21 protein-coding genes and 1 other RNA gene are annotated in these 25,449 nt (G+C 59.0%); 6 read left to right on the plus strand and 16 right to left on the minus strand.

Annotated elements, in window-relative coordinates; translation table 11 throughout:
• Positions 1–14: 14 nt before the first annotated feature.
• The 12 genes from B3Q33_RS13555 to B3Q33_RS13610 all read right to left on the minus strand — a co-directional run bounded on the left by B3Q33_RS13555 (position 15) and on the right by B3Q33_RS13610 (position 18,414).
• Complete coding sequence (locus B3Q33_RS13555; RefSeq protein ID WP_273010135.1) at positions 15–1,373, minus strand: OmpP1/FadL family transporter; 1,359 nt, start codon at positions 1,371–1,373, stop codon at positions 15–17.
• A gap of 324 nt (positions 1,374–1,697) precedes the next feature.
• On the minus strand, positions 1,698–4,940 hold the full coding sequence (locus B3Q33_RS13560; RefSeq protein WP_273010134.1) for an Ig-like domain-containing protein: 3,243 nt from the start codon (positions 4,938–4,940) through the stop codon (positions 1,698–1,700).
• A gap of 12 nt (positions 4,941–4,952) precedes the next feature.
• Positions 4,953–6,308, minus strand: coding sequence for an outer membrane protein transport protein (locus tag B3Q33_RS13565; protein WP_273010133.1), 1,356 nt, complete (start codon positions 6,306–6,308; stop codon positions 4,953–4,955).
• Positions 6,309–6,668: 360 nt separating this feature from the next.
• On the minus strand, positions 6,669–9,851 hold the full coding sequence (locus B3Q33_RS13570; protein ID WP_273010132.1) for an Ig-like domain-containing protein: 3,183 nt from the start codon (positions 9,849–9,851) through the stop codon (positions 6,669–6,671).
• Between the two features lie 10 nt (positions 9,852–9,861).
• A complete protein-coding gene (locus B3Q33_RS13575; protein WP_273010131.1) occupies positions 9,862–10,017 on the minus strand; it encodes a hypothetical protein in 156 nt (51 codons plus the stop codon).
• On the minus strand, positions 9,965–10,678 hold the full coding sequence (locus B3Q33_RS13580) for an Ig-like domain-containing protein (protein ID WP_273010130.1): 714 nt from the start codon (positions 10,676–10,678) through the stop codon (positions 9,965–9,967). Before B3Q33_RS13580 ends, B3Q33_RS13575 begins: the two co-directional genes overlap by 53 nt.
• A 303-nt stretch (positions 10,679–10,981) precedes the next feature.
• Complete coding sequence (locus tag B3Q33_RS13585; RefSeq protein ID WP_273010129.1) at positions 10,982–12,556, minus strand: ABC transporter permease; 1,575 nt, start codon at positions 12,554–12,556, stop codon at positions 10,982–10,984.
• A gap of 3 nt (positions 12,557–12,559) precedes the next feature.
• Complete coding sequence (locus B3Q33_RS13590) at positions 12,560–13,570, minus strand: extracellular solute-binding protein (protein ID WP_273010128.1); 1,011 nt, start codon at positions 13,568–13,570, stop codon at positions 12,560–12,562.
• Between the two features lie 102 nt (positions 13,571–13,672).
• On the minus strand, positions 13,673–14,920 hold the full coding sequence (locus tag B3Q33_RS13595; protein ID WP_035246091.1) for an FAD-dependent monooxygenase: 1,248 nt from the start codon (positions 14,918–14,920) through the stop codon (positions 13,673–13,675).
• 287 nt (positions 14,921–15,207) lie between these two features.
• Positions 15,208–16,389 carry an FAD-dependent monooxygenase gene (locus B3Q33_RS13600; RefSeq protein ID WP_272962543.1) on the minus strand — a complete coding sequence of 394 codons (1,182 nt, stop codon included), beginning with the start codon at positions 16,387–16,389 and terminating at the stop codon, positions 15,208–15,210.
• A 77-nt stretch (positions 16,390–16,466) separates the two neighbouring features.
• Positions 16,467–17,792 carry a Xaa-Pro aminopeptidase gene (pepP, locus tag B3Q33_RS13605; RefSeq protein WP_035246087.1) on the minus strand — a complete coding sequence of 442 codons (1,326 nt, stop codon included), beginning with the start codon at positions 17,790–17,792 and terminating at the stop codon, positions 16,467–16,469.
• Positions 17,793–17,829: 37 nt separating this feature from the next.
• Positions 17,830–18,414, minus strand: a complete 585-nt coding sequence (locus tag B3Q33_RS13610; RefSeq protein ID WP_272962542.1) for a UPF0149 family protein — start codon at positions 18,412–18,414, stop codon at positions 17,830–17,832.
• A 279-nt stretch (positions 18,415–18,693) separates the two neighbouring features.
• On the opposite strand from B3Q33_RS13610, the gene B3Q33_RS13615 reads away from it, so the two are divergent.
• The 4 genes from B3Q33_RS13615 to B3Q33_RS13630 all read left to right on the plus strand — a co-directional run bounded on the left by B3Q33_RS13615 (position 18,694) and on the right by B3Q33_RS13630 (position 20,335).
• A complete protein-coding gene (locus tag B3Q33_RS13615) occupies positions 18,694–18,906 on the plus strand; it encodes a TIGR02449 family protein (RefSeq protein ID WP_035246082.1) in 213 nt (70 codons plus the stop codon).
• A 51-nt stretch (positions 18,907–18,957) separates the two neighbouring features.
• Complete coding sequence (locus B3Q33_RS13620; protein WP_035246081.1) at positions 18,958–19,269, plus strand: cell division protein ZapA; 312 nt, start codon at positions 18,958–18,960, stop codon at positions 19,267–19,269.
• 275 nt (positions 19,270–19,544) lie between these two features.
• A non-coding RNA gene (gene ssrS, locus B3Q33_RS13625) (6S RNA) lies at positions 19,545–19,728 on the plus strand.
• A 25-nt stretch (positions 19,729–19,753) separates the two neighbouring features.
• A complete protein-coding gene (locus tag B3Q33_RS13630) occupies positions 19,754–20,335 on the plus strand; it encodes a 5-formyltetrahydrofolate cyclo-ligase (RefSeq protein ID WP_272962541.1) in 582 nt (193 codons plus the stop codon).
• Here the strand turns inward: B3Q33_RS13630 and B3Q33_RS13635 are convergent.
• Positions 20,319–20,465 carry a hypothetical protein gene (locus B3Q33_RS13635; protein ID WP_156964847.1) on the minus strand — a complete coding sequence of 49 codons (147 nt, stop codon included), beginning with the start codon at positions 20,463–20,465 and terminating at the stop codon, positions 20,319–20,321. The two genes, B3Q33_RS13630 and B3Q33_RS13635, sit on opposite strands and share 17 nt — an antisense overlap.
• A gap of 296 nt (positions 20,466–20,761) precedes the next feature.
• Entirely contained in the window at positions 20,762–22,279 is a 1,518-nt protein-coding gene (gene ilvA, locus B3Q33_RS13640) for a threonine ammonia-lyase, biosynthetic (protein ID WP_035246079.1), read from the minus strand.
• A 156-nt stretch (positions 22,280–22,435) separates the two neighbouring features.
• Here ilvA and rpiA point away from each other — a divergent pair, with 156 nt between their 5' ends.
• Positions 22,436–23,089, plus strand: coding sequence for a ribose-5-phosphate isomerase RpiA (gene rpiA, locus B3Q33_RS13645; protein WP_273010127.1), 654 nt, complete (start codon positions 22,436–22,438; stop codon positions 23,087–23,089).
• A gap of 66 nt (positions 23,090–23,155) precedes the next feature.
• Here the strand turns inward: rpiA and B3Q33_RS13650 are convergent, their stop codons facing one another.
• Together B3Q33_RS13650 and B3Q33_RS13655 are read right to left on the minus strand one after the other, a co-directional pair.
• Entirely contained in the window at positions 23,156–23,665 is a 510-nt protein-coding gene (locus tag B3Q33_RS13650) for a hypothetical protein (RefSeq protein ID WP_273010126.1), read from the minus strand.
• Between the two features lie 78 nt (positions 23,666–23,743).
• Positions 23,744–24,694 (minus strand): alpha/beta hydrolase, encoded by a 951-nt coding sequence (locus B3Q33_RS13655; protein WP_273010125.1) that lies wholly within the window; start codon positions 24,692–24,694, stop codon positions 23,744–23,746.
• 70 nt (positions 24,695–24,764) lie between these two features.
• Here B3Q33_RS13655 and B3Q33_RS13660 point away from each other — a divergent pair, with 70 nt between their 5' ends.
• Positions 24,765–25,424: a flavin reductase family protein gene (locus B3Q33_RS13660; protein WP_035246073.1), complete on the plus strand. Its 660-nt coding sequence runs from the start codon at positions 24,765–24,767 to the stop codon at positions 25,422–25,424.
• Positions 25,425–25,449: the final 25 nt, after the last annotated feature.

A 25,449-nucleotide genomic window follows, 5' to 3' on the forward strand; every position in this document is an offset into this window, starting at 1 on the left:
TTTGCCTCCTGGGCTTAAAATTTCAGGGTGATGGAGCCGCTAACCACATTCACCTCACCACTGGCTTCCACCTGCTCGCTGGGCTGCGGGTAGACGGCGGACCGGGTGTCGTAAATATCGAAGGTGCGGTCTTCCAGAATTTGGTGCTGATAGGCCAGATCGAAACGCACCGGGAAAGCCAGGAAGCGGGTTTTCTTGTATTTCGCGGTGACACCCAGGCCGATGATCCATTTATCCGTATCCAGGTAGTTCACATCCACCGAGGCATTGGATTCCAGTGGCGATTCGCTATAGGCCACCCCACCGGTAAACGAGAAATTCTCGTTTAGACGAAACTCGGTACCAATGCGCGGGATGATCACATCCTGAAAGGTAAGCTGCCCAGGCTGGCCACTGACCGCCTGATCCTTGATGGTGTCTTTCTCCAGCTCCTCTTCCAGGGCAGACCATTCCTGCCATTCGATGGTCACCCCGGTGCGCCACCGACCCGCCTGATACTGCACACCACCGGCGAGAATATTGGGCTGGTAGGAATCCAGGGTATTGATGTTGAGCATCAGGCCTGGGTTGGGAATGACGCCGGGAATCACCGCATTGGCGTTCACTTCGGTTTGGGTGTTGGAGTAACCGCGATAGGAAAAAGCGGTTTCCAGGCCATTGAACCAGCAGTCATCGCCTTCACCGCAGAAAGTCTCGCCCCAGTCCATGTTGATGCCAAAGATCGGGCGAATGGACGGTTTGGCGGAGACATCCAGCTCTTCGTACTGGGTGTTGCCGGCCAGGTCCGTGGTGGCGGACAGATCCGCCGCTGCATGCAGAGTAATTCGCGCTGTGGCCCCCACATCAATACCGCGCCATAGCTGAGTGGCACCACCCAAATTAAGAAACAGCGGCTGGCGGCCGTATTCAAAATACTGACCCTGCTGGGAGGTCGAGGAATCAAACGCCAGCATTTCTTCACCGTATTTTTCCACCCCCAGCATCAAGCCTAAATAAATCGGGTGGTTGTACTGGGTGAGCGAGGTCAGGTCGGTTTTCATGCCCAGCAGCACTTGCTGGGACGGAGAATCCTGCAGCACATCACCGTTGCGGATCGGCGCGTCTGCACCGCCCAGGCTTTGGGCACGCAGTTCATGTTCGGCGTGCATCAACCCTGTGGTGAGTTCACCACGGGAGTCCTTGGCCAAGGCGGCTGGATTGTAATAGGTGGCAGAAACTTGATCGTTGAACAGGCTGAGCGCCTGTGCGGAAGCAATATCCGAGGGCAGCACACCATAGGTGGTGCCGATATTACCCATACTGCCCAAGGCTACAGATTGCACCAACACACCACCGACAACGGCAGCGACACGTCCCGAAAAAGACACAGTCATTTGTTGTACTCCTACACTGTTTTCTTGTTGCTTTTACGTTGTCTGTCGCCGAGAAGGCGACGGAGGGGGGGCTCACCCTATGCAAAAGTGAACAGGCACTCACATAGGTAAAAAGCGTTATTTGACGTCAATCACGCCGGCAAACCGTAAAATTATTTTAAACAGTGACGGGGTAGACAGAGCATTACCCGGTGAGTTCGAGCACGTAAGTGCCAATATGGACAAATCAGAAAGGAGGCGGGGCGAGCGGTAACGCTGGCAGACCAGCAGATATAGCTGCGCCCCGACAAGCGGGGCGCAGTAAGAGGGTTGAAACGCGATCGGTTACTGGATGGACGCGCTCTGGTAGCTCAGGTTAATGCCACCCGGCGGGATCACCAGTTTCACCTTCCCGCCAGGCAGACTCGCCAAGGTAATATCCAAGTCTACATTTAACGGCCCTTGGCTTTGCAAACCGATAAACAGGCGCCCATCGGGTAGGAAGTCCAGGGGCCCCTCCAACACCACATTATCAATCGGCAAGCCTTTCGCGTTGTGCTGCAGGCCCAGCGGCAAGCTCAGCTCAGGGGCATCGAACAGCAAATCAAACGTGATCTGGAAGACCGGGCCATCCGGGGTCTCGACGATATACCCTACCGGCGGCACCGTTCGGTTACCTTGATCATCCATGTCATAGCGAACCCGCATAACATTGGGGCCGGTTGCGGTTGCGATCGGCACCAAGCCCACATCGTCAACCACAGACAGCAAGCTGTCCAACACGCCTTCGCCACCGAATTGGCCAATCAACCCCGACACAATGTCATCCACCAGCCCAAGGGTTAACTGCAATACATCACCCAGAATAGGGCCAAGAATAGGGATGGAATCCAGCGTGCTATCGTCATTCAGAACGTTCAGATTCAGCCCCACCACCGCGGTGGCATCCAGATTGGTCAGCGCCACCGTGGTCGGGTAGATCACCACCGGGACACCTTGCTCTTCCGGATCGAAGTCCAGGATTTCCGTATTCAGCAACCCACTGATGTAGAGGATACGATCACTATCACACTGGGATTGATCGTCCATTGAATACGGCGGCACACCGTCGTACCCACAACCGGTATTCGCCGTCGTCACCAAGCCTTCACCGCCACCATCACGGGGCAAAATCAGGGTGGCATTGGCCGGTGTATCCAGCGGATCAATCACATCGCCTGTAACGCGCGGCTCACCCGCGTCGATCTGGAAATTGTTGTTTACGTCCACGCTGGGCAGGTTAGCCAATTCCTGGAAGATGGTGTCGGACGATACGCCACCGCGGAACAGGATCTCCATGTCAGGGCCACCTTCCTGCATGCCACTGCCCTCCAACAGGGCGGTCTGCAGCGGCAATCCGTCCGTCGAGCACATGCCCGCACAGCCCGAGCCGCCGCCGTTGGAAGCCAGCACATAGCGGTACAGTGAGCCTTCTTCCCAAGCTTGCTCGGGCGTGAAGATCAGCGCACGGGGTTCCAGTGTCAGCTCACCGTCCACATCCTCCCAGCTGCCAGCATTGTCTTTTTGCACCAGCAGAGTGTCGCCGAAAGTAATCGTGGCGGGATCCATGTTCTGGGAGAAGCGCACTTTGATAGAGCGATTGGATGGCAACGTCACAATCGGCAACTCATCCACTTCGACCTGGTCACTTTCAGGGCTGGAGGAGACGCATACACCTTGGGTATCGGCATCAATTTCCGCCTGGCTGGCGGGTGAGCTCGCACAGGGGAAACCTGGATAGACTGTGGCCGCAAAGGGACCGCGACGCACATCACCACCATCGTCAGTGACATACTCGGGCAACGTGAAGGCAAGCGTGCTTCCCCCTTGCAGCGAGTCAAGCACCTGCAAGGCATTACCGGCCAGATCTTTGATCGCCGGCGTAGTGGTCACAGCGTATTCCACGCCATATTCCACCGGTGATTCCGGCATAATAACCACTGCATTACCGCGCAGCTCCCATTGGAACGGTTCAGGCAAGCCACCTTTGGTTAGCTGCAAAGAGTCGCCAGCCTTAATGGTCAGAGGATCCAACGCTTCATTGAAGTGAATCACAATGGGGTCGCCCGGCTCCATGCGATCGGCCACGTTACCTGGCTGCCAAGCAAGCTCCTGGCCGTTGTCGCCATCAAGAACCGGCACAAACGGGTTGATCGCATCCACCGGTTGTAGCGGTGCGTTCTCTTGATCCTGATAAGACTCCATACGGAAGCTCAGCACACCATAGCTGCTCTCCACACCCAACACGCGTGGCTCAACCACGGTAATGGCATCAACGTTAAGCCGGCCATCCTCAATCAGCCCGGTGCCCACCAGCTCCAAATGCATCAGGTTCTGGGTAAAGGCGCCGTTAGCTCGCGCATCAGCGGTGGAAGTGGCCACGTCCATGAACAACCGTAGCTGCTTAGGTGCATCGTCACTTTCCGCGTTGGGGTTGGGAAACAGATAACCGGTAGCATCCGAAATAATCTCCACGGTCACCGCACCGGAATCAAAGCCCACGGGCACTTCCCCGCCAATGAAGACTTCCAGTGCATCCCCTACCAACAAACCACCGCGCTTAACCCGCAGAGGCGTCACCTCAGGAAAGTTAGGGGCAAACGCGAGTTCGGCATAGACGTCGCCGGACTGCTTGGACACAGTTTGATCCTGCAACAGGGTACCGATAACCGGGACACAGTTAATCGGCTGGCCCGTCAACTCGGACACCCGCACGTTTTCGTCCAGGCAACCCAAGTCGTTATCCGCCGGCGGCACTTCGGTTACCAGTACCGCACGCTCACCGGTGGTGGGCGAGGTCGTGTCCTGTGGGACGGTGGAATGCGAATAGGCAGCAATATCTTCACCCAGCTGACTTTTCACACCGTTGACACTCAGCTCATAGGTGTCGCCGGGCGTCATGTCTTCCAGCGGATCCACCGTGATGGAGGACCGCCCGACCAGCAGCAAGGCGGGCACCACCTCGCCATTGTTCATCAAACTGATGGTGTCTCCGTAGACAGCGGTAGACGCATCGATCGGGTGAGTGGTGCGCAGGCGGAACGAGGAGAAGTCCATGCTATCGAACTGCTCGTCATCCGGGAAGATGGACTCCACTTCGAAGCTGGCGGCGGTCTTCTGGGTTTCAATGGGGCCTTCCAGTGCCGCACGGGTGGTGAAGTTCAGCGTGCCATCCTTGAACGTGGTGGTTTCACCCAACACGGTGACGCCATTCATGACCACCTTGTACTCGGATGCCGGCTTCAGAGCATCGTCGGGGGTCAGCACTACACCAAGGCCGTCGGCCACAGACGCCAGGGTAAACGGTACCGTTTCATTATCCGGCCCGGTCACTGTGAAATTGCTATCATCCGCTGTCACTTCATGACTGAACTGCAAAGCAATAATCGCGCGTGGAGCGACTTGCTGCTGATCATCCAGCGGATAGGTGTAGTGCAGATTGCGGGCATCAAACGTGGGAGTATTGAAACTCACACTATCGTCGCTGCCGCCACAACCGGCGGCCAGTGCGGCAGCCAGTGCGGTGAGAGCCAGTTTGTTATTTTTCATGGGGCACCTCCGTTAGAACTTCAGCGTGATAGAGCCGGAAAACACATGGACATCGCCATCGGCCGTCACGACTTCATAGGGATTGGCCACGCCGGGGCGGGTGGTGGTCAGCTCGAAATCACGCTCTTCCAGTTTCTGGAACTGGTAACCGAAATCCAGACGCACTGGGTACGCCAAGATCGGCGGATTATGAATAATCAGCGAGCTGCCTAGCCCGGCGATAATTTTGTCGCTATCCAGGTAGTTAACGCCCGGCGTTTGAATGCTTTCCAGCGGGCTTTCCTGATAAGCCACACCGGCAGACAGGATCACATTTTTATTCACCGTCCACTCGGCACCAACACGGGGAACCACAATATCCTTGAAGGTAGCAAAAGCTTGATCTTTGATGGTGTCACGGGCCAGCTCACCCTCTAGGTCTTTCCAGTTCTGCTGCTCCACCGTCACGGCCGCACGGAAGTTATCGGTGAAATGGTAAAGAATACCCGCACTAAAAATATCAGGCTGATAGGAATCAATCGTATCGATCAAAACCCCAATACCTGGATCGATGACGGTTCCAGGAATAGTCAAATTGGCATCCACAGAAGTGCGCGCTTCTGTGTGACCACGGAATGCAAATGCAGTTTCCAAGCCAGTCAACACCCCGCAATCTTCCTTGCCGCAGAACACTTTGTCCCATTCAAAGTTCATCGACAGTACTGGCCGAATAACGGGTTTAGCCGAGACGTTTAACTCTTCATACTGTGTATTACCCGCTAAATCCGCACTGGCCACCAACTTTGCATCCGCACGCAAAGCGACATGCGCGGAGGCACCAGCAGTCACACCATTAAGCAACTCAAGGCCACCACCGAGGTTCAGGAAAAGAGGCTGTCGACCATAATTCAGAAACTGCCCTTCCTCTGATGTCTGAGAATCGAAGGCCAGGAGTTCATCGCCATATTTTTCCACCCCGGCAATGATGGCGAAATAAATTGGATGCCCAGCTTTAGTCAAATCGGTGAGATCAGTTTTCAGCGCAAGAATGAACTGCTGGGAATCTGTGTCATTCAATACATCTCCGTCACGAATAACCGCCGGTGCTCCACCGCTGGGGTTACCCTGGCTCACGGCCCTAAGCTCTTGCTCACCATGCAGCATGCCCACAGTCAGCTCACCACGAGGATCCTGGGTAAGATAGGCTGGGTTGTAGTACAGCGCGGACGCCTGAGTGTTAAACATGGACAGCGCCTGAGCGGTCCCCACATCCGTCGGCAACAGGCCATAGGTGCTGGCCGTATTGCCCATAGCGGCATAAACAGGACTGGACAAGGCAGTTGAGATAATCGCAGCAGCCCCCCAGAGGGACAGGTTCTTGGTTGTCATAGCGCGTCTCCGGCGTTTGTTATTCGGTTTTTCGCCCAAGGTTTACAGTCTCAGGCGTAGGGAGAACAACGCGTGAAGACTATGCAGCCTCTCGCTATCCCCCCCTGTGTATATGCAATAAGTAAAACAAAACACCCGTGCTACAGCCGTTGAGAAAAGGTTGGGATTGGTTGAGAAAGGTACGCGCAAGGGCGGGATATGCAGCGAAGTGTTATGGATCTGTAACGGGGAGCGGCCAGTGGTGAAGTCGGTTACCGGGCCGAAAAGGTAGCAGGCCGATTACGGCAGCCAGCCCGAACGCCTGTGCAACAGGCATAAAAAAGCCGGCCCAAAGGCCGGCTGTAAAAACACAAACATCCGTTATTGCTTGATGGGCTCACCCAGGTACTGGAGTTTGACGCCACCCACCGGGATCTTCAGGTAGATCTCCGGGCTGGACAGCAACACACTCAGCACCACATTCACCGGAATCATATTGGCATTGACCTGGTTGATCACCATGCGGCCATCCGGCAGGAACGTGACCGGCCCGGAAAGCTTCATGGTAATCGGATAGCTATGCTGGTTGTGTGATCCGCCGGCGACGATATGCATGTAAGGCGCATCCAGATACAAATCCACATTGGCACGAAATTCCGGGCCATTGTCGGTCTGCACAATCCAGCCGGGGATCAATCCCTGGCGCTCGATTTCATCGTAGACATAGCTGCCATCCGGGTTCTGTTTGCCACAGTAGTTGTCGGCATCGTCCGGCCAGGGCACACAGTGATACCGCATGCGCATGAACTGGGTTTCCGTTGGCGTTTCACTGGGAATGAAGCCCAGGATTTTCACCAGCAGAGTCACCGAGGATGCCTGAATCATGGTTGGGTACAAACCAATACGAACCGCCTTCATGGGTTCATTCGTGGCGGGATCGATTACCTCTTCACCGGTCTCCAGATCGGTATAGACCGCCGAGCCGAATACTTCTGAATTCAGCGCACCCGTGACATGGATGTCGCACTGTTCCGTCACGTCGCACAACAGCTCCGGGTCGTACAAAAGCCCTTTTCCATCATAACCGTCGAGGATCAGATCCGTGGTATTCACCCCGGGCTCACCCCCTCCGTAACCCGGCTCACCACTATCAAAGTGGCCATTACCATTGAGATCGGCGGTGGGCAGGTTTTTCAGCGGCTGGTACACCGACGCTCTGGGCGCTGCCCCGATAAAGTGGTTCTCTATATCCGGCCCCCCCATGTCGTTGGCAGGGGCTCGCAACATGGCGGTCTGCAAGCGTTTACCATCAATAGCGCAAATGGCTTCGCCGGAGGTGCAATCATCCGGCAACTGGCCACCGGTCGCGTTCACGCTTTGCAAGGCATAGCGGTAATACACCCCTTCTTCCCAGGGCTCATCCGGGGTGAAGACCAGGCTGCGCGTCCCCACGTCCAGTGAACCGGTGACGCCGGCTTCACAGCGATACTTACGCTTTTCGCCATCGTCATAACGCATCGGCGTACCTGTCGCCGGGTTCAGCTCCACTTTCTCCACCCGGAAACTGCCCACATCACAGGCGGTGCTGTTCTCGAAAATCACGGAGTCAGCGGCGATATCTCGGGTGAAGTTAATCCGGATAGCCCGGTCTGCAGGCAGGCTGGACACCGGATTACGATCATCTTCGGTTTTACCGCCCTGACAGAAACCGTGGTTACCGAACTCGATCTCCCAATGCTCCTTGTCGCTGGCGCATGGAAAACCAGGGTAAGTGGCCAACACACGAGGAGGCGGCAAATCACCGACACGATTAGCCAGCTCGAAACTCTGGTTAACCGGGTTGACCCCATTGCCAGCCAGATCCGTCACGGAACCCTCCACCACGGCGGTATAACTTTCGCCAAAGGCCAGCGGCTGGACCGGTCGCATTACCAGGCTGGCGCCATCCAGGTACCAATCGATGTCCACATAGCTACCATTTTGCTGCAAACCAAAACTGGTGCCGGAGAGCAAGGTGGCGCTATCCAGCGGTTCGCTGAAATTCAGGATCACTGCATCACCGGGACGCGCACTCATTGCCATGCCATTGCCATCCACGGCGGGTACCATGGATTGCAGCACCGGGGCGGTCAGGTCTGGCACCGGCTCAGGTGCGTTTTCCTGATCCTCGTAGGACTTCATGTGGAAGCTGAGCAGGCCGAAGGCGGTCTCCTGCCCCAGCACCTTGGGCTCCACAATACCCACCGCATCGATTTCCATGCGGCCATCCTGCACCAGCGCCATGCCGTTCAACTCCACGTGCATTAGCGTCTGGCTGAGCGCACCGTTTGCTTGCGGGTTTTCCGCCGTCATCGACACATCCATATACAGCTTCACCTGCTTGGGCGCTTCATGGGCGTCACTGTAAGGGTTGGGCATCAGGTAGCCGGAGGCGTCAGACAGGAAGGTCACGGCGATAGCGCCGGTCTCGATGCCTGCCTTCACTTCTCCGGCCACTTTCACTTCGATGTTGCTGCCGGTGAGCAGGCTGTTGCGGGGAATCCGCAGCGGCGAGACCTCCGGGTAATTGGGCAGAAACGCCAGTTCGGCGAACACATCGCCGCCCTGCATGGTGGCGTCCTTGCTGCCCAGCAAGGTGGACTGCACCGGCACACAGTTCATGGTGGCGCCGGTGAGCTTGGCCACCAGGGCATCCGGGGCATTGCAGGGGTCGGTCTGATCATCACTGGCGCTGAGAGCCTCCTGCACCAGGGTGGCGCGGGGCATGGAGTTCCGTGCGGTCCAGGTCTGCTCGAACCCGCTGGTCAGCTGGGCCTGATCCACACCCCGTACCGACGAGGTGAACTTCAGGGTGTACTGCTGGCCCGGGGTCAGGTCCTGAAGCGGGTCCACGGTGACCGCATTGCCCTTGACCAGTAGCGCCGCAGGCACGGTGTTGCCCTGGTGCTCCAGTTCCACGGAGGCACCACTGTCAGTGTCGCCATACCTCAGGGTGCCCGCGTCGAGCATTTGATTGAAGCGTACCCGCAGGGTGGAGAAATCCATGAACGGCAGGGCGTCGCCATCGGGAATGATCTGACTGATGGCCAGATCCGGCGTGGCCATCTGGCTGGACAGGGGGCCGTCCTCGCTGAGCCGGGTGACGAAGTCCAGGCCACCATCCGGGAACACCGGGCTGCCCTGCTCCGTTTCAATGCCGTCGATCACCAGCCGGTAATGGCTGTAGGCCTGCAGCGGACTCTGCGGCTGCAGCGTAACGCCCTTGCCGCCAGCCAGGGACGTGGGCGCGCTCAGCGCGACATGGTTGTCTCCTGTGTCTTCGCAATCGTCGCCCATCTGGCCGCAGTGCAGCAAGGTGAAGTGGCTGGCATCCACGTCCATGGCGTGGGAGAAACGCAGCACCAATGGCGTCTTCGGTGACAGGTTCTGTTGCCCGTCGTAGGGGTAGCTGTAATAGACCTCGGCCTGCTGCCAACCGGCAATGGACGGGGTGTCTCCGGCATCGCCGCCACAAGCGGCCAGGGTCGCGGCGGCGGTGGCCAGCCATAGATTTCTTGTTTTCATCGCCGATCTCCTAGAATTTCAGGGTGATGGAGCCGGAAAACACGTGCACATCCCCTTCCGCTTCCACGCTTTCGTAGGGCTGCGGGAAAGACGGGGAGCGACGGTCGTAAAGATCAAAGGTGCGGGCTTCCAGTTTCTGGTACTGGTAGGCCAGATCCAGGCGCACCGGGAACGCCAGCACCGGCACGGATTTGGGCGACGGTCTGCGTGTCCAGTGGCTGGTTGAATCGCACTCTGACCGTGGAGAAATCCACCAGTGGCAAATCACCATCCGGGACGATGCCCCTGATCGCCAGCTCCGGGACTGGCACCAGATCGCGAAGCGGACCACGACCGGCCACCCGGGTACGAAAGGCCAGGCTACCGTTGGGCAGACTGACCCTATCGCCATCGACACGCAGATCTTTCAACACCAGCGAGTAGGTGGTGCCGGTTTTCAACGAGCCAACCTCCGGCGCCAGCACCACACCCCGGCCATTGCCGGTACTGTGCGGCGCCGCCAGCGGCACCGTCGCCACCTGATTGCTGCCGTCGCAGCGACTGGCAGCCGCCGCGCATTCGTACAGGATCACGTTGTCCGACGCCACCACAACCGGATCGGAAAAACGCAGCACCATGGGCGCATGGGGGGACACCGCCTGCTGGCCGTCGTAGGGGTAGCTGTAATAAACCGCTCCGGCGCCGCTTTCATCAAACGAGGTATCACCCGCGTCACCGCCACAGGCGGCCAGCAGGGTCATCACCCCCGCAGCGAAGACAATCATCAGTGTCCGTGGACACAGGGACAGGACAGCGCACTGCCCGGCAGACGCGGTTGCTGTTGGCATGAGCTTCTCCGTGCACCGGCAGGCACCGTCACGACGCGGCCGGGCTTTGTTGTTATTACCTGCCAGGCATCCATTGTCTGGCACGGCTGTCACTTTCAGATTTCGTCAACCACAGGAGGGAAAGTACCAACACACGGAGAGGGAAAAACGGCGACCGGATCACACTATCAAAATAAATGTTCACACTTGTTCACCAAGTGTCGTGCCGGCTAATAAATTATCAGTAAGAGACTAAGAAAAAAGCACTTTATGCTTATTTGAAAACTGCTTTTTTGTGAACGGTCGTACAACATCCAGTCGCCGCTAGCGCCGGCGACTGAGCACAATGACAGGCACCAGACCCAACAGTACCAGGGTCAACGAGGGCGCGGCGGCACGCTGCCACTCCCCTTCGGCGGTGAGTTCATAGATGCGCACGGCCAGGGTATCCCAACCGAACGGGCGCAACAGCAAGGTGGCAGGCATCTCCTTCATCACATCAATGCCCACCAGCAGCAGGGCAGTAAGCAGGCCGGGCAGCATCATCGGCACATAGACCCGGCGCCCCACTTCCGCCGACGTGGCGCCCAGGATACGGGCCGCTTCCACCAGGCCGGGGCGCACCTGTTGCAGGGCGTTCTCCACCGGCCCGAAGCCCACCGCCATAAACCGCACCACATAGGCCAGCAACAGGGCCGCCAGGGTACTGACCAGCACAATGCCCACGCCCAGGTCCGCCAGCCAGCCTTCCACGGCGCTGAAGCTGATCATGATGCCCACCGCCAGCACCGAGCCCGGCAAGGCGTAGCCCAGGGTCGCCAGCCGCACCGCCACGGACACGGCTGGAGACGACTGGTGCCGCTTCACCCAGGCCAGCCAGCCGGCCAGCGACAGCACCAGCAGGGCCGCCATGGTGCCGAGCAGGAAGGTGCGCCAGATCAGGTTGAGGAAACGGCCATCCACCTGCATCAGGCCGTTGTCGATGACCCAGTACAGCAGGCGGCTCACCGGTAACAGGAAGGCCAGGAACAGTACCGCAAAGGCAAACAGGGTGACGCCCCAGGCCAGCCGCGGACGACTGCGCAATGACTGGCGACCACCGATTTCGCTGTAGCGGGCGCGGCGGCGACCGCGCCGTTCCAGCCACAGGGCCACCACCACGAACAGCAGCAACAGGGAGGCAAGCTGGGCGGCGGCCTGCAAGTTGAACAGGCCGTACCAGCTCTTGTAGATCGCCGTGGTAAAGGTATCGAAGTTGAAGATACTCACCGCACCGAAGTCGGCCAGGGTTTCCATCAATGCCAGCGCCAGACCCGCCGCGATGCCGGGGCGTGCCATCGGCAGGGCGACCCGGAAAAAGGCGGACGAGGCCGTATCACCAAGGATACGGGCCTGTTCCAGCACCGCCCGCCCCTGGGCCTCGAAGGCCAGCCGGGCGAGCATGTAGACATAGGGATAGAGCACCAGGGAGAGAGTGATCACCACCCACAGGGGATGGCGGGCGCTGAAGTCCGGCAACACCGGCAGCCACTGGCGCAGGAAGGTCTGGATGGGGCCGGCGTAATCCAGCAGATCCACCATCACGAAGGCCAACACATAGGCTGGCATGGCCATGGGCAACAACAGCGCCCATTGCAGCCAGCGCCGCCCGGGGAATTCCAGAGTGGCCACACACCAGGCCAGGGAGACCCCGAGCAGCAGTACCCCAGCGGTTACCCCCACCATCAGGAACAGGGTATTGCCCACCAGACGCCACAGCACCGTGTCGAGCAGGTGCTGCCAGGTGGCCCACTGCTCCTGCTGCCAGGCGGCCAGCAGTACCACAATGGGCACCAGCACCAGCAAGGCCAGCAGCAGAACGCTGGCACCGCTGGCGGAAAGGGCTCCCCGTGTTCGCACCGGTTAGCGGTACCCGGCGCGATCCATCAGTTTGACGGCATCCACCTGCAGGGCGCCGGCCACACTGACGTTCAGATCATCCGATGTGAATTTCCCCCAGGAGGCCACTTCCTCGGCAGGCTCCACGGCGGCATTCACCGGGTATTCCATATTGCGGTCGGCCAGCAGTTTCTGGGCCTGCGGTTGGCTCATCCATTCCAGCAGGTCGCGGGCTTTTTGCGGGTGCGGCGCATGGCGGGTGATGCCGGCGCCGGAGATGTTCACGTGGACACCGCTGCTTTGCTGGTTGGCCCAGAACAGGGACAGGGGCAGCTGCGGATTGTCCTGCTTCATGCGGCCAAAGTAGTAGGTATTCACGATGCCCACATCACATTGCCCGGCGACGATGGCTTCCATCAGGGCGGTGTCGTTGGAAAACACGTCGGTGGCCAGATTCGCCACCCAGCCACGCACAATTTCCTCGGTTTTTTCTTCGCCAAGGCGCTTGATCATGGTTGCTACCAGGGACTGGTTGTAGACCTTCTTGGAGGTGCGCAGGCACAGACGGCCCTTCCATTCCGGTTCCGCCAGCGCTTCGTAGCTGGACAGTGCCGCTGGGTCCACCCGGTCTGTGGAATACACCAGGGTGCGGGCCCGCACGGTCAGGCCGAACCAGCGGTTTTCCGGGTCGGTCAGTTCCGTCGGCACATTGGCGGACAGTACCGGAGACTCCAACGATTGCAGCAGGTCTTTGTCCGCCGCATTCCAGAGGTTGCCGGCGTCCACGGTGATCAGCATATCCGCTGGAGAGCGCTCACCTTCCGCCTGCAAACGGGCAGTCAGGGCTGCGGCATTGTCGGTGATATAGCGGATTTTCACTCCGGTGGCTTCGGTATAGGCATCGAATACCGGCTTGATCAGATGGTCATTCCGCGAGGTATAGACCACCAGTTCTTCTTCGGCGGCGGGTTCGGAGCAGGCCCACAGCCCGGTAAGCATGACAACGGCGGCGGCCAGAAACGCAACGGCTCGCATAGTAGAGGACTCCATCAAATGCACAAGGAAACAAGAATGATTCTTAATTGAGGCGCAAGTATGGCAGGATTTCATGCCAAGCTCTAGCCTGATTTGCGCACCTCACGCACCCGGATATTGGGGTCTTGCGCGTGCCGGCAAATCCGCACCGCGGCCCATGGCCTGGCTGGCAAAGAGTCGCTTGAGCGGCCCGCCCTGATTGACCCAGCGCATGCCTGTGTTGCGCAGCCAGCGCACCGGCAGGGCTCGCTGGCCAAACAAGTGCTGAAACCCGCGCATGGCATTCTGCATGATCAGGTTCTCACCGCGGCGCCGACGCTGATATCGGGCAAGGGCCGCGCTGTCCGCACAGGAACGCCCGCTGCCAACGGCTCGCTCCACCTCTTCCGCCAGCACCGCCGCGTCCAGCAGGCCCAGGTTGACGCCCTGCCCCGCCAGCGGATGAATCACGTGGGCGGCATCGCCCACCAGCGCCAGGCCCGCTGCTACATAGCTGCTGGCATGTCGCTCCTGGATGGGGAACACCGCCCTGTCGCTGAGCAGCGCCACCTCGCCGAGCGCATCACCGACGCCCGCTTGCAGTTCGGCAGCAAAATCCGCCGGCGCCTTTTCTCGCAGTTGAGCAATACGCTCCGGCCAGCCAGACCAGACAATGGAACACTGCCGCTGCTCACCCTGCTGCGGGTCACTGTAAAGCGGCAGCAGCGCCAACGGCCCGGATTCCATGAACACCTGGCGAGCGCAGGCATCATGGGGCAGCGCAGTAGAGATGGTGGCCACCAGCGCATGATGGCCACTGTCGCGGGCACCGCCACTGATACCGGCCCAGTCCCGCACCCGGGAGCGGGCGCCATCGGCCCCCACCAACAGATCCGCCTGCCAGCTCTGGTCCCCGGCGCGCACCTGCCAGCCACCTTCCTCACGGCGGGCGCTGTCCACCGCTGCATTGCAGCGCCAGTCCAGATTGGCAAAGTCCGCCGCCCGCCGGTAAAGCGCCGCCGCCAGGTGACCGTTTTCCAATAGCCAGCCCAGGGACTGCGCGCCCACCTCTTCCGCACGGAACAGCACTTCGCCGGTGCCATCCTGATCCCACACCTGCATGGCGTCGTAGGGCTGCACCCGGCTCATGTCCAGATGCTCCCAGACGCCGCTGTTTTGCAGCAACCAGTAACTGGCCTCAGTGAGCGTGGACACCCGCAACTGGGCCGGACCGGAGGGCATCACCGGCGCCGGCGCCCCATCCAGCACGGTCACATCCAGCCCCTGCTCCGCCAGCAACACCGCCAGCAAGCCCCCGGTCATACCACCGCCGACGATGACGATATGTTGGGAATCAGGCTGTTCTGTCATGGCCGCATTCTTCAAAGGTCGATGCTCGCTGTTGATATGTAGGAGCGCCGCTTGAGGCGCGAATGTCCACGATCTTTAACGCGTGCTGCTGCGTTTGCATTGTCAGCCCGCCTTTATCAAACGCCGAAGCAGCTGCAAGCTCTTCGCGCCTCAAGCGGCGTATTCGCTTCGCTCACGCCTCGGGCCGCACGGAACTACGTGCGTTACTCCGCTACACTCCGTTCCTACAGCAGCTCCGTAGCCTGGTTTTCGCTGTTAACTATTCACTATTAACTGTTAACTGCCTTTCAAAGCCCCATGGCCCGCCGCGCGAACCCCTGCCGCAGGCCGGGCAGAATATCCATGGCCACCAGCCCCAGCTGCCGGCTGTGAGCAAACAACGGTTGCTGGGCCCGGAACATTTCCGGCACCCAGCGCGAGGCCTGGCTGATCAGGGCCTGGTCCTGCTCCCGGCGCTGCACGTATTGCTGCAACAGGGACAGTTTTCCCGGTGCCGACGCGCCGCCCACGGTACATGCCAGCTGAACCAGATCGCGGACGGTCAGATTGAAACCCTGGCCTGCCACCGGGTGCAGGGTGTGGGCGGCATTGCCTACCACCACACCGAAGGGCACCGCCTGGGCACAGGCATGGGTGAGTATCAGCGGGTAACGCTGACGTTCGCCGATGCCGGTAATCCGGGGCGCCTCTGCCGGGCATTGCTGCTGCAACTGCTCCAGCAAAGCACCGGACTCCATTTCCATCCAGGCATCCACCGGATCACGGGGGCCGGTCCAGACCAGGCCAAAACGGCGGTCCGGCAGCGGCAACAGCGCCAACGGCCCATCGTTGAGAAAGCGCTCGTAGGCAATACCCTGGTGGTCACTGGCCAGTGACAGGTTGGCGATCATGGCATCGTGGCCGGTATCGCTGTCCCGGGCGCTCACTCCCAGCCATTCGCGGGTACGCGACTTGGCACCATCCGCAGCGATCAGCAACGGCGTGGTCAGGGTGCGGCCGGATTCCAGGGTAGCCTCATAGCCATCTGCCAGACGGCGAATGGCGCTAAGCCGTTCCGGTGCCAGCACCTGGATAGCGGCATCCGCATACAGGGCCCGCAACAACACAAAACCCAGCCAGCGGTTTTCCACCACCGCCCCCAGCGCCGGCACCCCTTCTTCGCGGGCGCGCAGGCGGGTGATGCCGAGTCGCGAGCGGCGAGATACGTGCACGGTATCGATAGCGGCGGCATGTTCACGAATGGCCTCGGCCAATCCCAACTCATCCAGTACCGACAGGGTGCCGGCGGACAGCGCGGTGCTGCGCGCATCGAAGCTGGGCGTCAGCGGCGGTTCATCGGGCAGGGTCAGAGGATGGCTTTCCACCAGCGTCACCGCCGACGCACCGTGATGCCGCAACAACAAGGCCAGCAACGCCCCGGCCATGCCACCGCCGACGATAAGAATGGGGTCTTGCCTCTGTTCCGTCATCCAGGTTTTCCCGAAACCATATAAGGGGTATCTGCAGGAGCGTATTAGCACCGGTTTTCGCTGTTAACTATTCACTATCAACTGTTAACAGCTTTTTTCATCACCGCTTCGATATCCGCTACTTCCTTCGGCACTTCATGGCTAAGCACATCACAGCCGTCTTTGGTCACCACCACATCATCCTCAATGCGGATACCGATGCCGCGCCACTGTTCGTCCACACTGTCGTCGTCCGGCGCCACATACAGCCCAGGCTCCACGGTCAGCGCCATGCCCGGCTCCAGTTGCCGCCACTGTTCCTGCACCCGGTAGTCGCCCACATCATGCACATCCAGCCCCAGCCAGTGACCGGTGCGATGCATGAAGAAGCGGCGGTAAGCTTCGGTTTCCACCACCTCGTTGAATTCACCTTTGAGCAGTCCCAGATCCAGCAGACCCTGGGTGAGGATATGCACCACTTTTTCGTGGGGGACATTCCAGTGATTGTCCGGATGGGTAGCCTCAATAGCCGCATGCTGGCTGGCCAGCACCAGTTCGTACAAGGCTTGCTGCGGTTTGCTGAAGGTACCGCTCACCGGGAAGGTACGAGTGATGTCCGAGGCATAGTTCTCCAGCTCGCAACCGGCATCCACTAGCACCAGGTCGCCGCTTTTCAGCTTCTGGCTGTTTTCGATGTAGTGGAGGATGCAGCCATTGGCACCGCCACCGACAATACTCGGGTAGGCGGGACTACGTGAGCCGTTGCGCATGAATTCGTGGATGTATTCCGCTTCCAGCTGGTATTCCATCATGCCCGGTTTTACCGCCTGCATGGCGCGCACATGGGCACCTGCGGAAATGCTGGCAGCGCGGCGCATCAACTTGATTTCAGCGGCGCTCTTGAACAGGCGCATGTCGTGCAGATGGTGGGCCAGGGCAACGAACTCTCCGGGCGGCTGGGCACCGGAACGGACCCGCTCACGGATACTGTTAACCCAGCCCATCAGGCGACGGTCGAATTCCGCATCGTGGCCCAAGTCGTAATAGACCCGTTCACGGCCTTCGATCAGGCCCGGCAGGATCTCGTCGATGTCCCCGATGGGAAAAGCATCATCCGCATCGAAGTCGCTCACCGCACCATCCGGCCCAGCCCGGTAGCCGTTCCAGATTTCCATGGCCCGATCGCGCTCGCGGCAGAACAGCACATACTCGCCGTGCTCCCGGCCAGGCAGCAGCACCATGATCGCTTCTGGTTCGCCAAAACCGGTGAGGTACCAGAAATCGCTGTTCTGCCGGTAGGGGTATTCCACATCCCGATTACGGGTGCGTTCCGGGGCAGCCGGCAGGATGGCAATGCTGTTGGGCCCCATGATACCCATCAGCTCCTGGCGGCGACGATCGAATTCCTGACGGTTGATACTCAAGAGCTCTCCTTGGTAGTGGCAGCGATAACGGCGATTCTCAGTGCCGGGTAGGTGGCGTTTGCGGCGCTGGTGCCGGCTTGTCCTGGTTGCGCATGACCAGCTCAGTGTAAATCATCAGTGCTGCCATCCGGCAATGCTCCGCCACTTGCTCGAACATATCTTCCTGCTCGTCCCCGTCATCGTCCGGCGTGGCCACCTGACTGATCGCTGCCAGGTCGGACAAGGCTTCCTGGATACCCGGCGACAGGTCCTTGTCATGGGTGTTGGCCGATCCGGTACCGAACCCCACCAGAAAGCCTTCGCACCACTGGGCCACTGCCGCCACACGCAGGCCCAGCTCTTCTTCATCGCCGGGCAGCAACAACGCCAGATCGAGACCGGTACCCTGGAACCCTTCGTGAAGCTGATCACGCAATGAAAGCAGTGCCACCGAGAGAGCGCCGTCAAAGCCACCATCAATATCTGTATGGGCCGCCAGTACGCCCATCACTTCTTCATCGTGACCGCCATGGCCAGTGGCCAGCAGCCCCGCCATGACACCTTGCAGTTCACTGGGGGAATGGGCCACACCGGCGGCAGCCAGGCCCTGGGCCAGGGCTTCAAAATCAATCGGGTTGGACATGACTCTATCCGTTTTGCGGGAATGGGAAGGTTATCTCGGCTCCTGTCCGGACGCCGCACAGCTTCTCAGGCAGCCCGTGAATAATGTGCGCTAAGTGGCTACCATTATTGAATTTCGTTGACCCTTGCAAACCCCACACCTATAGTTGAAACAACCTGTAATCCGGGTGGGAATGCCATTGCCGGAAAATACCGGCAGGGTGAGGGCCAATAAACAGGCTCTACGGGAACGCCGGGCCGAGAAAGGTCCACACCTTAGGCGAACAGCGTACATTTTGCCATGACGACGGAACAACAACTACGGCAACTGGAAGCCCGCGTCGATGACCTGCTGCGCATCAGTGCGCGCCTGCGTCAGGAAAACCAGTCCTTGCATGAACGCGAGGCCAAGCTGGTGGAAGAACGGGCCCAACTGCTGAAAAAAAACGATGTGGCTCGCAACAAGGTCGAAGCCATTATTTCGCGTCTGAAATCCCTGGAGCAGGAGTCCTGAGCGTGACATCCTGCCTGACACTGATCCACAGCCAATGCGGTGCCCTCGGCCATGTCTAACGAAAACTCCCTGGTAATTCATCTACTGGACAAGGAGTATCGCGTCGCCTGCCCGGCCGGTGAGCAGGACAACCTGCTCGCCGCCGCCCGCTATCTGGACAAACAACTGCGTGAAGTCCGCGATGCCAATGTGATCGGCCTGGAACGCATTGCCATCATGACCGCCCTGAACATGAGCCACGAATTGCTCAACGCCCGCAAGGCGGTGTCCGAAGACTCCGAAAGCGAAGCCCGCGTCCAGGCCCTGCTCACTCGCCTGGAAGACGAAATCCAGGCCTTCGAAGACGCCCGCCGCAAGCTGTAGTCTCTTCCCTCCACGTTTCTACCCCCCCTGTAGGAGCGCGGCTTGAGGCGCGAACCGAGCCTTGGCGAGGAAAAGCCCCGACCAACACGCATTCCTTTCTGGAAAGACCTGTCGATCCCCGGCATCCCTGATCGCCCTGCGGGCGATTTCCACGCTGACGCGTGGTTCGTCCCCTGGAAGGGAACTCCTACAGCGACTCCGAGTAAAGGCCAACGAAATCCTTTCCCTGTCAAGTCCTGACCTGTCCCCGATACCACTGTTATACTGCACCCGAGTGCTTCCTGGCCCGTTCGCCAGAGGGTCATGTCCCCGAGCCGATAAAGTAATACCCGGGGGCAAATATTGCCCTGCCTGTGTGCATGTCCGCCTATTGAGCGGAAAGCCTGAAGGTGGGGTTGCTGCCTCCACCTTGAACCTGCGGTTCAAGGGTCAAACCCGCAGCGGCGGACCGGGAAGCACCCTTTATTTCTGCATTGGCCAGCCCATGACCGCAGCTACGCGGCGGCAACTGCGCCGCCAGTTCCGACAGCAACGCCGCTCCCTGACTCCTGGCCAGCGCCGCCGGGCCAGCCACCGTGTCGGAGCTCAGCTGGATCAGGCACTAGGCCATCGCCCGGCCCGCCATCTGGCGCTGTATCTGGCCAACGACGGCGAGCTCGATCTGCTACCCGGGCTCGACCACAACCGCTTCCAGCTTGCCACTACCTACCTGCCACGCCTGGACCCGATCCGCCGTGGCCACCTGCAGTTTCGCCTCTGGCAGCGGCACCACCCCATGCACCCCAACCATTACGGCATTGCCGAACCGGCACACCACTATCGGGGTCGGGCGTTGTGGGCACTGGACGTGATTCTGCTGCCTGCAGTGGCGTTTGACGCCTGCGGCTATCGGCTAGGCATGGGGGGAGGGTATTACGACCGCACGCTGGCAGAGCTGGCGCGCAGGCCAAGGCGACCCATACTGGTGGCGGTGGGTTATGACTTTCAAAAGGTTACGGAGGGAACGCTACCGGTAGCCCCGTGGGACCAACCGGTAGATCTGACTGTTACTACTGGATGTGACTGACAACAACGCCGGCGCTATCTGCGTAGCGTTGGTAATCGTTTTCGTTGCCGCCGTAGGTCAGGCTGCTGATCAGCACGCCCAAGCCGAATATCACAGCCAGTAGCACCAGGGCGTCCGGCTTCTTCTTCATTTTTCTATCCCCAAAAAGCGGTACAGCAATACTCAAAGCGACCCGAAAGTCGTAACAAGAGTGTCACCTTAAAGCTATTACAAAATGTAAAATGCCAACCGGGTCAAAATTTGATCATTTCGCAATGTAAAGTCAAGCACTTAGCCGGCTTTGCTGACGTTTCTTAACAAAAAGGCCCATTAACTGGCTAAAAACACCCGCTTTAAACGCAAATAGTGATTGTGCCAACTATTTCAATTCTGGCCTTCCAGCAAAGTCGCCATGGAGTGACCGAACCACCGCTATTTAGTTCAGTATTAGTCCAGAAACAGGCGGTAGGCCGGGTTGTCGCTTTCCTCGACCATGGGATAAGGCACCTTTTTGAGATCAGCAAGCAGTCGGGAATACTTCCCGGCCTCCACCTGAAAGCCCACCAACACCCGGCCATAGGCCGCGCCATGGTTACGGTAATGGAACAGGCTGATATTCCACTTCTCTCCCAGGGACTGGAGAAACTTCATCAGGGCACCGGGGCGTTCGGGAAATTCCACCCGGAACAGCCTTTCCTGCATATCCTGGCGTGGCGCATGCCCTCCTACCATATGGCGGATGTGCAACTTGGCCATTTCGTTGCCGCTCATATCCACCACTGGGTAACCACGCTCCTCCAGGTCTGCCATCAAGGCCTGAAGGGCTTCCCCGCCCGGTCGCAGCTGGATGCCCACAAAGATGTTGGCATCCCGGTCATCGCTGTAACGGTAGTTGAACTCGGTAATACCACGCCGACCCAGGGCCTGGCAGAAAGCACGAAACGCACCAGGGCGTTCGGGAATGGTCACCGCCAGAATAGCCTCGCGCTGTTCACCCAGCTCCGCCCGCTCTGACACATGGCGCAGACGGTCGAAATTCACATTGGCGCCACTCTGAATCGCCACCAGGGTCTGGTTTTCCACCTGGTGTTTGGCTACCCAGTTCTTCAGACCGGCCAGGGCCAACGCGCCGGCGGGCTCGCAGATGGCCCGGGTATCCTCGAAGGCATCCTTGATGGCCGCACAGATTTCATCGGTGGTGGCGGTAATCACTTCATCCACGTGGTGACGCAGGATCTTGAAGGTTTCCTTGCCAATCTGTTTCACCGCCACGCCATCGGCAAACAACCCCACCTCAGGCAGGATTGCACGGCGATTTTTCTCAAGCGCCACCTTCAGGCAGGCGGCATCTTCCGGTTCTACCGCGATGATTTTCACATCCGGGCGCACATATTTCACATAGGCCGCCACACCGGCGGCCAGCCCCCCGCCGCCCACAGGGATAAAGATGGCATCCAGGTCGCGACTTTGCTGACGCAGGATTTCCATACCGACCGTGCCCTGCCCGGCAATCACATCCGGATCGTCATAGGGGTGCACAAAGGTCAGGTTGTCACGCGCTTCCAGCTTGCGGGCATGAGCGAGAGCCTCATCGAAACTGTCGCCGTAGAGCACCGCCTTTCCACCATGATTGCGCACCGAGTTCACCTTGATGTCCGGCGTAGTGCGCGGCATCACGATGGTAGCCTTGATACCCATGGAACTGGCTGCCAGCGCCAGCCCCTGAGCATGGTTGCCGGCGGAGGCACAGATCACCCCGCGCTGAAGCTGCTCATCGTTGAGCTGACAAAGCTTGTTATAGGCGCCGCGCAGCTTGAAGGAAAACACCGGCTGCAGGTCTTCCCGCTTGAGCAACACCCGGTTGCCAATACGCTTGGAAATCAACGGCGCCGCATGGATGGGGGTTTCCACCGCCACGTCGTAGACGCGGGATTGCAGTATCCGTTTGACGTATTTATCCAGCATGGGGAGTTCCGGGTTGGTGTTTGGTGCGCAGAAGGGTCTAGTCTAGGGGCTGGCCGGGATAAATGCGATAGGTCGGGACTCTCCAGGGTCGAGTCATCGCCACGCCTGCCCTATAATTCCCGCACATTTCTTTTACCCGCACGACAGGACAATTTCATGGACCAGGATGCGCTGAAAAAACAGGTCGCCGAGGCGGCGCTCCGCTTTGTACCCGAGGGCGAAGTCATCGGCGTGGGGACCGGCTCCACCGCCAACTTCTTCATCGACGGCCTGGCCAGCCTGAAAGACCGCATCAAGGGTGCCGTGGCAAGCTCCGACGCCACCGCAGAACGACTCAAGAGTCACGGCATTCCGGTGTTGTCACTGAACGACGTGGACAGCTTGCCGGTGTATGTGGACGGCGCCGATGAAGTAAACGGCCATCGGGAAATGATCAAGGGCGGTGGCGGCGCACTGACTCGCGAAAAAATTGTCGCCGCTGTGGCCCGACAGTTTATCTGTATTGTTGATGGGTCCAAGCAAGTAAAACGGCTGGGGAAATTCCCGCTACCGGTGGAAGTGATCCCCATGGCGCGCTCCCATGTGGCTCGTAAACTGGTCGCTCTGGGTGGTCAGCCAGAGTACCGGGAAGACTTTGTTACCGACAACGGCAACATCATTCTCGACGTGCACAATCTGGATATTCTTAATCCCATCGAGATGGAAGAGAAAATCAATAATATTGTCGGCGTGGTTACCAATGGGCTGTTTGCCAAACGGCCTGCCGACGTGGTGCTGGTGGGCGAGAACGGCAGCGTCAATCAGTATTAAATTCTGTATTCCAAGCAATAAAAAAGGCCGCAAATTGCGGCCCTTTTTTTTCGCAAAGCGAATGACTTAATCCCAGAAGTTGAACCAGGCTTTTTCGCTGGCGTTCTCTTTGGCATTGGCATTCACATTTGCGTTAGCCTTGGCACCGTTGCCATTGACTTCGGCACTGGCATTAACATCGGCTTCAGCGTTGGCCTTGGCGGCTTCCTTCATGTCTTCAGCAGCTTCGCGCTCTGCTTCAGCACGCTCTTTGGCTGCTTCTTTTTTGGCTTCAGCCTCTTCCTTCATGGCTTCTTTCTTGGCCTTGGCTTCTTCTTTCTTTGCTTCAGCCTTCTCTTTGGCAGCTTCCTTGCGAGCCTTGGCCTCTTCCTTCATTTGTTCGGCTTTGGCTTTGCCTGCATCACGCTGATCACGAACAGACTGCTCGGTGGCTTTGGCATCCGCTTCGGCGTTAACAGCAGCGTTGATACCCGCGTTCAGGTCGGCTACTGCTACCTGACTCATCATTGCGGCACCGGCGGTCATCGCCAGAATCAGTTTCTTATCCATGCTTTGTCTCCTTGAAACAACAATCAAAAGGCATATTGCCAATATGTGACGCTACCATCGGGAAATTTGCGTCACAGCTCAAGTAACAAAGCGTAAAATCGATAATCAGTCGAGATATTGATCGATAATCGCGAAAATTTTCCGGCGAAACCCCTCATCCTCGTTAACCAGCTGATGGCGCGCTCCTGGCAGCATATGAATATGCGGATCCTGGAATTTTTCCTGAATTACCTTCAAGTTATAACGCCAGTCGACGGTTTCATCCATGTCCCCCTGTATCACCACCGGCGACACCTTAATTCGTGATGCCTTCTCAAAACCCGGCAGCCATTTTTTCAGCGCGGATACCCATACCGCCGACATCCGGCGCGCCTGGAGCGGATCCTGATTTTCAAGAAAATCCAGAAAATCCGGGTCATTGGAGTTGATGGTGAAAACCCGTTTGATACTGCGAGCAAAGGGACGGATAAACGTATGTAGCCAGCGCGCCGACGACCACTTGAACGGCCGTACCAGTGGCGCCAGCAGGATCACATGCTCAAAGGGGTTGGCATCGCCGTCACCGCGACTTAACAGGTAGTCCATCACGATGGCGCCGCCAGTGCTCTGGGCGATTACATGCCAGGGCCCGGGAAAGTGGTTATCCGCCAGCGCCAGACATTGCTCGAGCACATCCCGGTAGGTACGAAAATCATCGATCACCGCCTGGGGGCCAGAACTGAGACCATGGCCGGGCAGGTCATACGCCAGCACCGCATAACCCAGCTCCAGCACATGACCAATGATATGGCGGTACAGGCCCACATGGTCAAAGTAGCCGTGGCAGACCAGCACGGTGCCGCGCGGCTCCCTAGGGCGCCAGGCATGCACCGACAGCTGGTGACCGGCAGCCTCGAAATAACCGAAGCCATGCTCCAGATCCGGCAGGCGCTCTGCGAAATTCAGGCCATAGTAGGCAACGTAGCGCCGGGTGGATTCACTGAGCGGATCAAACGCTTCCCAGTTGAGGGGCTGCCACTGCTGAACAATATGCTCACGGTCGAAAGGATTTGCCATAGCCGGTAAGAGGTCTCCACGGTTTACTCACGGCGGCTTCTGATAATACGGCGCCAGGAGGACGCACACCATGCACCTGACCGCCGATACTCTCAAGGACCTGCCACGCCAACAACGGGTCAACCTGATCAACAGCCTGTCCGGCTTCAAGAGCGCAAACCTGCTGGGCACCCGCGCCAGTAATGGCCAGGAGAACCTGTCCATTGTCAGCTCCTGCTTCCATCTGGGCGCCGACCCGGCCCTGATCGGCATGATCATTCGCCCCCACTCCGTGGACCGGCACAGCCTGGAGTACCTGATGGAAACCGGCTTCTATACGCTCAACCAGGTGCATGGCGACATGGTGCCTGCCGCCCACCAGACCGCCGCACGCTACCCGCGCGAGGTGTCCGAGTTCACGGCCACCGGTCTGACGCCGGCTTACCTGCCTGATTTCCCGGCACCGTTTGTGGAGCAGGCACGCATCCGCCTGGGCATGGTGCTGCTGGAAACCCACACCCTGCAGATCAACGACACCGTGATGGTGATTGGCGCCATCGAACATATCCAGTTGCCCGGCTATGCCCTCGGCAGTGACGGTTATGTGGATATTGAGAAAGCCGGGACGGTGGCCCTGTCAGGCCTGGACAGTTATCACCTGACCCACCGCCAGGCACGCTGGAGCTACGCCAAACCGGACCAACCCCTGAATCGCCTGGAGCCGGTCAACCCAGGCAGCGATCAGGGTTAGCCATGCCAGGGAAACTATTGCACCC

Source organism: Alcanivorax sp. UBA3183, assembly GCF_002364155.1.
In the GTDB taxonomy this organism is placed as follows: Bacteria; Pseudomonadota; Gammaproteobacteria; order Pseudomonadales; family Alcanivoracaceae; genus Alcanivorax; species Alcanivorax jadensis.